Here is a 6,371-nt window from a genome sequence, read left to right on the forward strand (position 1 = left end):
CGATTCCTTGGTGGCTGAGTGGTTACGTGCGGGGAGTGATAGGGGCTTGTTCGCGGCTGAAGAGCTGGTCGTGCTTCTCGGCGAAGAGGGTGATCCTGCCGCCGGAGCCGACATGCATGGGAGTGTCCAGGCTGGTGTTCTCGCTACGTGTGCCGCGCTTGGTCGGCACCTTGTAGTCGAGTTTGTGCTTGATCTTCACTTGGCTCGATTCGCCGATCTGGCTGAAGTCCAGAGTGATGATCAGCTTCCCGGCCTTGCCGTGGTCAACAACCCCGGCGGCTACTTCGGAAAGGGCGTGGCCAATCTGGTTGGCGAATGCGCCACCGTTCAGTTCTTCGAGGAACTCTGCGGTATCGGTAGGGGTGGACATGGCTTTTTCTCCGGGGTGGCCACTAGGCCGCTGGGGGGAAGACTGAGTTGCGATTGGCTACGACGCTGGCGTACCAACTTCTTGATCGGTTTCAATGGCCTGCGCCGAAGTAGGCGAACAGGAACAATGTGAGCGCCGCTCCGGCGGTCCAGCGTAGGAGCGTGCGGGCGAATACTTTCGCGGTCTTGTGGCTGGCAGCGAAGAACTCGGCATTGTCTTCGAGTTGTTGTGCGAACTGGCAGGCATTGTCATGACCAAACAGCTCACCCTTTGCCGTACCGGTGGAGCGCTCAATCACTTCGAAGGTATTGCCGCCGCGCGGTATAACGGTGAATCGCTGTGCGCGAACTGGTTCTTCGCGGCCTATGTGCTGGTACATCTCGGAAGTGGCCAGAGAGGTCCGGAGACGCAACCCATGGAGGATTGCTTGGCTCTGTTTGATCGTTTGGTTCATGGCGATTCCTCAGTGTGGGTTGCGTGTATTCGTCAGCGCTCGGACCGCCTGCTGGTTGCCGATGGGCGCAGGGGAGAGTGCTGACGGATAAAGGCAGGCGAAAAAAAGCCCGAGGGTTCCCGGGCTTTTGTGGTGCGTCACATAGACCTCCCTATGTGAGCGCTGGTGCCGCCATAGGGCGGGCTTGGGTGTCGGTTACATGGCTGCCAATCCTCCGTGTTGATGGCAACTCCCGAGCATTCCTCGGCAGTTGGTTGCAATGCAGGTGGCCGGTATAAGCCGGGGTTTCGTCCGCATCGGTGAATCATCTTTCGGCCCTGCGTTGCCGTTACCGGGTGGCTCGCGAAAGCTCCGGCAAACACTTGGCGCTTTTCCTTACCGCTACTGACGCTGACCGGCGCCGGTCAGGCCTTGCTCATGTAAAGATGATTCCCGATGCGGCCTGGTGCTGGGGAGGACCAGGTGCTCGGGCAGTTAGCGACAGGCTGTCGTTTTGGCGCTGGTTGATTCGTTACTGGGGCTTCGACAAGCCCGCCTGAATGCGCTGGGTGATCTCGTCTCGATGCACCGGGACATCCTTGGGTGCGCTTGTTCCGATGCGTACCTGTTTGCCACTCACACCCAGCACAGTGATCGTGATGTCGTTACCGATGTTGATGCTTTCGCCTTCTTTACGAGTCAAAATCAGCATTGTCCATTTCCTTGCGTTAGTTGGTTTCCCACTGCACCCGTCACCAGGTGCAGAAGCGAAATGCTCTATTTGCTCGCGCTACTACTGGGCCATTCGCCAGTAGTGGCAGCATGATTTCGTTCACCTGACTTTCTCTCGCCCCACAGGTGTGGCCGGGGCTGACCTCCCAGCGAATCGCCAGGTAATCGTGTATGGCGCAGATTGTTAAAGAGCGGCGCGGCTTTCGCTGCTGGGCCGGCGATGTGTTGGCCTGAGAAATAAATTACTAGCGATAATATTGATAGTCAAGACCGCAGGTAATAAAAAATACGTTGGATAATAAAAAACCCGCTCAATTGCGGGCTCTCTTCACGATTCGCAGTACTCTCGCCACCCGATCCTGACTGCGCCACTCTCAAGTCGATCCATACGGACCCCATCGGTTTCTTCAATTTCTTGGAGGACCTTCAGCCAAGCATCTACAGATTCTTCCTTCGATCTGGTGGCGACGACAGATTGGATTTTCTGCGCATGCGGCTCAGAGATCAGCCGTTGAATTCGTCGACGTACAAGCTCATATGAGGTCTCAACTGGGCTTTGAGCAAGAGGGCGTCGCATCTAGTGTTCCTTGTTTTTAGCGTTTGAAAACAAAGACTCAGAATGTCAAAACCCTGACGCATGATATTGATTTTTCTCAGAGGACCTGGAAAAAGCTCTTCATGTTTTTTTGTGCGCAAAAGAAAGCCTACGCACGGCGGGCTTAGGGAGGCTGTGAGCGGGATAGGGGCGCTCCACCCCGTGAAAGGATGTCGCGGAAACGAAAAAGCCCGCGCATCGCGGGCTCTCTATAGACGGGGCCAAATCCCTTTGGCTGACTGCATTGTGCTTGGTAGGTGTGACGAAAGCATGACAGGGCAGATACGAAAAGCCCGGCGCTGGGCCGGGCTTGATTACGTATTCGGTTTTGCTGTTGGAGGTGCGGTTATTGCTGGTCGCGAGCTTTCAGTTGATGGTTTGTCGGTCTTGCCTGTCTGATAAAAGCTGAGACTTAATGCTGCAACTGCCAGTCCAATACCTACCGCAGTGAGCATTGCTCCCCAGATATTTAGCTTAAGGCTTCCAAGCCGCGTCAGATCTGATCGGATGCCTGCAACGGACTCATCGAGACGCTTATCCCGCTCGGCCTGCGTAGAAAGGAAGCCCGAGAATTTCGCCTCCCAAGCCTGATCTCGTATTGCTTGTTCTGCGAGAAAGGACTCCCGACGCAGATCAAGCTCTCGACGAAGTGTATCGTCACGAAGAGAGATTTCTTTTCGGAACTCTTCCGATCGACGATCCGTTTCTTTCTCAATACGTTCGACGCGTTTATCCATCCGCTCTTCGATGGCAGATAGGGTCGAGCTCAATTCTTCACGAGTAATGTCGTTCATTTTTCGAGTATGTCCGACGGTCCGGGTATTGTCACCAGTGGATTCAAGACTTGCATCGTACGAAGGCGTCTTGAACGTCGGAGCCGCTTTTGCGAAACCTTCTCTTATCTCCCCACAAGTCGAGAATTTAGTCTGCATCGACATCACCTTTTTCTGGTGGCGACGAGAAATCTAACTCTGGCTCTACTGGGTTTTCATCGGTCCATTTTTTTACAACCCTGGTGAGGTGCTGCCTAAAATAACCGCAGTTGTCGCAGAAAATTGCAAAAGTCGAAACGCTTTGTGGGCGGCTACCATCTTTCAAGGATGTGACCAGCCTATAAGTGTCAGCATGGTCGTAAGTGGGGCAAATCACTGTCCAGGAGTCTCCGTCACATACCGGGCAATCCGATTCAGGGCTTTTTGCTTCCAAAAAACGCACAAAATCATCTGCGGCCGTTGCGAGAGATGATCTCTTTTGCTTTTGTGAGCTCAGCTCGTCCGACATAAGTTTTTTCCACCAGCCCTATAGTTGATTAGCCCCTAGGTTTGGGGGCTACTATCGCGTTTCCTTACAAAATCACCAGCTACACTGGCTTGTTCCGCACAATCCCTCCCACCTTTACCTCATCAGCGTAGGCAGCAAGCCGATCAGCTTGCTTATGCAGCTTTTCGATAGTCTCCATTGCCTCAAGAAGCTCTGTATCACTACGCTGTTTTGCCATCCTGAACATCTCCAATGCAGCTTCTTCGAGGGAGAATGCAGCTGCTTTCAAGTCGCGGCGCAGCTCTTGATTGGGTTCGTTGAGTGGCATGGTGACCTCCTACAAATCCCCTGCGGGTCAGGTACGCCGACGCTCAGCGTCAATTTTGTGCAATTGTTTTGTCCTTCCAAAGCTAGGTTTGATGCAACTGCTAGAGAAGACAATTTATGGCAAATGTAGAGCTATCAATTTATGACAAATGCAAAGCGTAGGTGCTAATCCTCTACAGCTTCTGCAGTGCCCTGACCACAACGCCGACAATCCGGCAGTTCTCTGCGCACATCTCGGTAGGGTAGGCAGGGTTCAATGGCTTCAGGTAGCGCCGCCCACCGTCATCTACGAGCTTTTTGAACGTGGCCTGGTCACTGTCAGCAAGCTTGGCCACTACCAGCTTTCCAGACTGAACGTCAGCCTCGGTATCAACCAGGATCAGCGTTCCTTCAGTGATGCTCATCCCGACTGGCGATGTCATCGAGTCGCCTTTGACCTCAAGCCAGAAAGCTGGACCTTTTGAGTTGTAGTCCGAAAGCTCGTATCGATCTGAAAATCCAGGAGGGAAGGGCTCGACGGCTTCCGCCCATGCACCAGCGGCAACCCAACTGATTACGGGGTAGCGGAAGGACTCGATGGGTTGGCGAGTTGAGCCGACATTAGAAGGCTCAGAGCTCGAAAGCATGTCGATTTCTTTGGCGAGGCGCTCGCTAAAGGCTGAAACGGGGACTTTCAAATAGCGCGCAAAAACAGAGGCTGCCTCGATATTCAAGGCATTTCGCCCTGTCAAATAATGGCTCGCGGCGCTCTGGCTATTGGCCTTGAGGCCCTCGATAGCAATTTTTTCCTGACTCAGGCCGAGCTCTTTTTTCCTCGCTTTATAGAGCGCGTTCAACGCGGCGCATTCCTGCTGCTCTACGTCGCTCAAGGGGCGTTTTTTCAAAGGTTTATTCATCAGTTAACTGTATTACGTCAGGTAATATCAATCTAAGACCGCCGATATTGACTTAATAAAGACCGCAGGTAATACTTTTGTGCGTGCATCGTGAAGGAGGACCCCTGTATGCAGCGCATACCACTCAAAGACTTCGTGACGAAAGTTGGCCAGCTAAAAGCGGCGACAGCTCTTCGTATGAGCCAGGGCGGCATCAGCAAAGCCTTAAAGGCGGCCCGAGAGGTTTATGTGACCGAGTTTGATGACGGCAGCTTTGAGGCGGAAGAGGTGAAGCCTTTTCCTGCCCAAACCCAACGCCTCGCTGGCTAACCGGAATCTCCGCCCAACGCCCCATTGAAGCCAGATTAGAAGAGAGCAGTTCCCATGGAAACGTCCAATTCAAGACACCGCGGGCAAACCCGTGACCAGGTGTTGGTGGCTCACGCAGCAAACCAGATCGCACGCACCAGCTTGAGCCAGGACGACTTTGCTCAAGCGCTGAGCCGGGAAGTTTACCTGATCGTCCCTATCGCGAAGATCGAGCTGGCGAAGGTTCCTGATTTCGATGAACTGGCACGGCTGAATGATGTCGGCGAGTTCGTGAAGGCAACCGGTCGCTGGCTCAAGCGTGTTCAACGCTGGTTGTCGGGCGAGCAGGAAATGCCATCTTGGCTGGAGGAGTCGTGGGTGAATGCACTGGAGCTGGAGTTCCGCGATCACTGCATCAATGAACTGGCAGGCCGCCATGGGTTGATCGGAGCCCGGCAGATGCAGACCGAGCAGTGCGCGAACAGGAGCTTCGGTGCACTGATTCGCGCTCTGGGCGATGTGATCGATACGGGCAGCGATGTATTCGACGATCAAGTGATGGGTGGAGAGGACTTGCCGCACCTGCCTGCGTTTGCAAAGCAATGCCGCCAGGTTGAAGCGCGGGCAGGGGAGCTTGGTCGGCAAGCCGAAGAGTTGATCGAAAAGTCTGGTCCAGCACTGCAGCCGATCGCCTGAATTTCAGGCGCAAAAAAGCCGGGCTGCAACCCGGCTTCTTCAAAACGCAAAACACTTGAGGGGCCATTATGAACACGATCGCTACCCCCGGCAATACTCCTGATGTCGTGACACGTTTCGAGCAATGCCAAAACGTGTCACGTCACACCATGTCGTCACGCGAGATTGCCGAACTCACCGGCAGTACGCATGACAACGTTCTGAAAACCGTCCGGGCGCTGGTTGCGAAGGGTGTCGTTTCTTCAAACGACACCCCCTATGTCCACCCACAAAACGGCCAGGTCTATCGCGAGTTCCTGTTGTCTCAGCGCGACACCCTGGTGGTGGTCTCGGGATACAGCGTCGAGCTGCGCGCACGGATCATTGACCGCTGGCAGGAACTGGAAGCCCAGGCAGGGCAGTTCCAGATTCCAGCGACTTACGCCGAGGCATTGCAGGCTGCTGCCGATCAGGCCAAGGACAACCAATCACTGCGTCTGGTCATTCTCGATCAGGCGCCAAAAATTGCGGCCATCAAACGCTTGGCTGCGTCTGGCGGGGCGATCTGTATCACGGACACCGCCAAGCAACTGCACATCCCACCGGCCAAATTGTTCTCCTGGCTTGAGCAGCATCGTTGGATCTTTCGCCGCAAAGGCTCCAAGCGCTGGGTTGCCTATCAACCTCGTATCACCTCCGGCTACATGACCCACAAGGTGACGGCCTTGATACCCGACCGTGAGACTGGGATCGAACGTGCTGCCTTCGATCCAATGGTCACTCCCAAAGGCCTTG

11 protein-coding genes are annotated in these 6,371 nt (G+C 54.5%); 3 read left to right on the top strand and 8 right to left on the bottom strand.

The genetic code is table 11. The annotated features are described in order from the left end of the window. Window positions 1-22: 22 nt before the first annotated feature. The 8 genes from CKW25_RS24460 to CKW25_RS24490 all read right to left on the bottom strand — a co-directional run bounded on the left by CKW25_RS24460 (window position 23) and on the right by CKW25_RS24490 (window position 4,613). Window positions 23-370, bottom strand: a complete 348-nt coding sequence (locus tag CKW25_RS24460) for a hypothetical protein (RefSeq protein ID WP_095083355.1) — start codon at window positions 368-370, stop codon at window positions 23-25. A 91-nt stretch (window positions 371-461) separates the two neighbouring features. After that, window positions 462-824 (bottom strand): hypothetical protein, encoded by a 363-nt coding sequence (locus tag CKW25_RS24465; protein ID WP_095083357.1) that lies wholly within the window; start codon window positions 822-824, stop codon window positions 462-464. Window positions 825-1,335: 511 nt separating this feature from the next. Then, a complete protein-coding gene (gene csrA, locus CKW25_RS24470) occupies window positions 1,336-1,515 on the bottom strand; it encodes a carbon storage regulator CsrA (protein WP_095082554.1) in 180 nt (59 codons plus the stop codon). Between the two features lie 348 nt (window positions 1,516-1,863). After that, window positions 1,864-2,112 carry a DUF1654 domain-containing protein gene (locus tag CKW25_RS24475; RefSeq protein WP_095083359.1) on the bottom strand — a complete coding sequence of 83 codons (249 nt, stop codon included), beginning with the start codon at window positions 2,110-2,112 and terminating at the stop codon, window positions 1,864-1,866. A 332-nt stretch (window positions 2,113-2,444) separates the two neighbouring features. After that, window positions 2,445-3,062, bottom strand: a complete 618-nt coding sequence (locus CKW25_RS26530) for a hypothetical protein (RefSeq protein WP_143497474.1) — start codon at window positions 3,060-3,062, stop codon at window positions 2,445-2,447. Then, the gene (locus CKW25_RS24480) at window positions 3,052-3,411 is read right to left on the bottom strand and encodes a hypothetical protein (RefSeq protein WP_095083361.1); all 360 of its coding nucleotides are present in this window, start codon (window positions 3,409-3,411) and stop codon (window positions 3,052-3,054) included. The genes CKW25_RS26530 and CKW25_RS24480 overlap by 11 nt, the downstream gene beginning before the upstream one ends. 79 nt (window positions 3,412-3,490) lie before the next feature. Next, window positions 3,491-3,718 (bottom strand): hypothetical protein, encoded by a 228-nt coding sequence (locus CKW25_RS24485; protein ID WP_095083363.1) that lies wholly within the window; start codon window positions 3,716-3,718, stop codon window positions 3,491-3,493. 172 nt (window positions 3,719-3,890) lie between these two features. After that, on the bottom strand, window positions 3,891-4,613 hold the full coding sequence (locus tag CKW25_RS24490) for a S24 family peptidase (protein WP_095083365.1): 723 nt from the start codon (window positions 4,611-4,613) through the stop codon (window positions 3,891-3,893). 108 nt (window positions 4,614-4,721) lie between these two features. Here CKW25_RS24490 and CKW25_RS24495 point away from each other — a divergent pair, with 108 nt between their 5' ends. From CKW25_RS24495 to CKW25_RS24505, 3 genes are all read left to right on the top strand, one after another. After that, a complete protein-coding gene (locus CKW25_RS24495) occupies window positions 4,722-4,922 on the top strand; it encodes a Cro/CI family transcriptional regulator (RefSeq protein WP_095083367.1) in 201 nt (66 codons plus the stop codon). Between the two features lie 54 nt (window positions 4,923-4,976). Continuing rightward, window positions 4,977-5,597, top strand: coding sequence for a hypothetical protein (locus CKW25_RS24500; RefSeq protein WP_095083369.1), 621 nt, complete (start codon window positions 4,977-4,979; stop codon window positions 5,595-5,597). A gap of 68 nt (window positions 5,598-5,665) precedes the next feature. Beyond that, on the top strand, window positions 5,666-6,371 hold a 706-nt coding region (locus tag CKW25_RS24505), incomplete at its 3' end, for a Rha family transcriptional regulator (protein ID WP_371855204.1).

The sequence above is a fragment of the Pseudomonas sp. Irchel s3h17 genome, from assembly GCF_900187505.1.
Taxonomy (GTDB): Bacteria; Pseudomonadota; Gammaproteobacteria; order Pseudomonadales; family Pseudomonadaceae; genus Aquipseudomonas.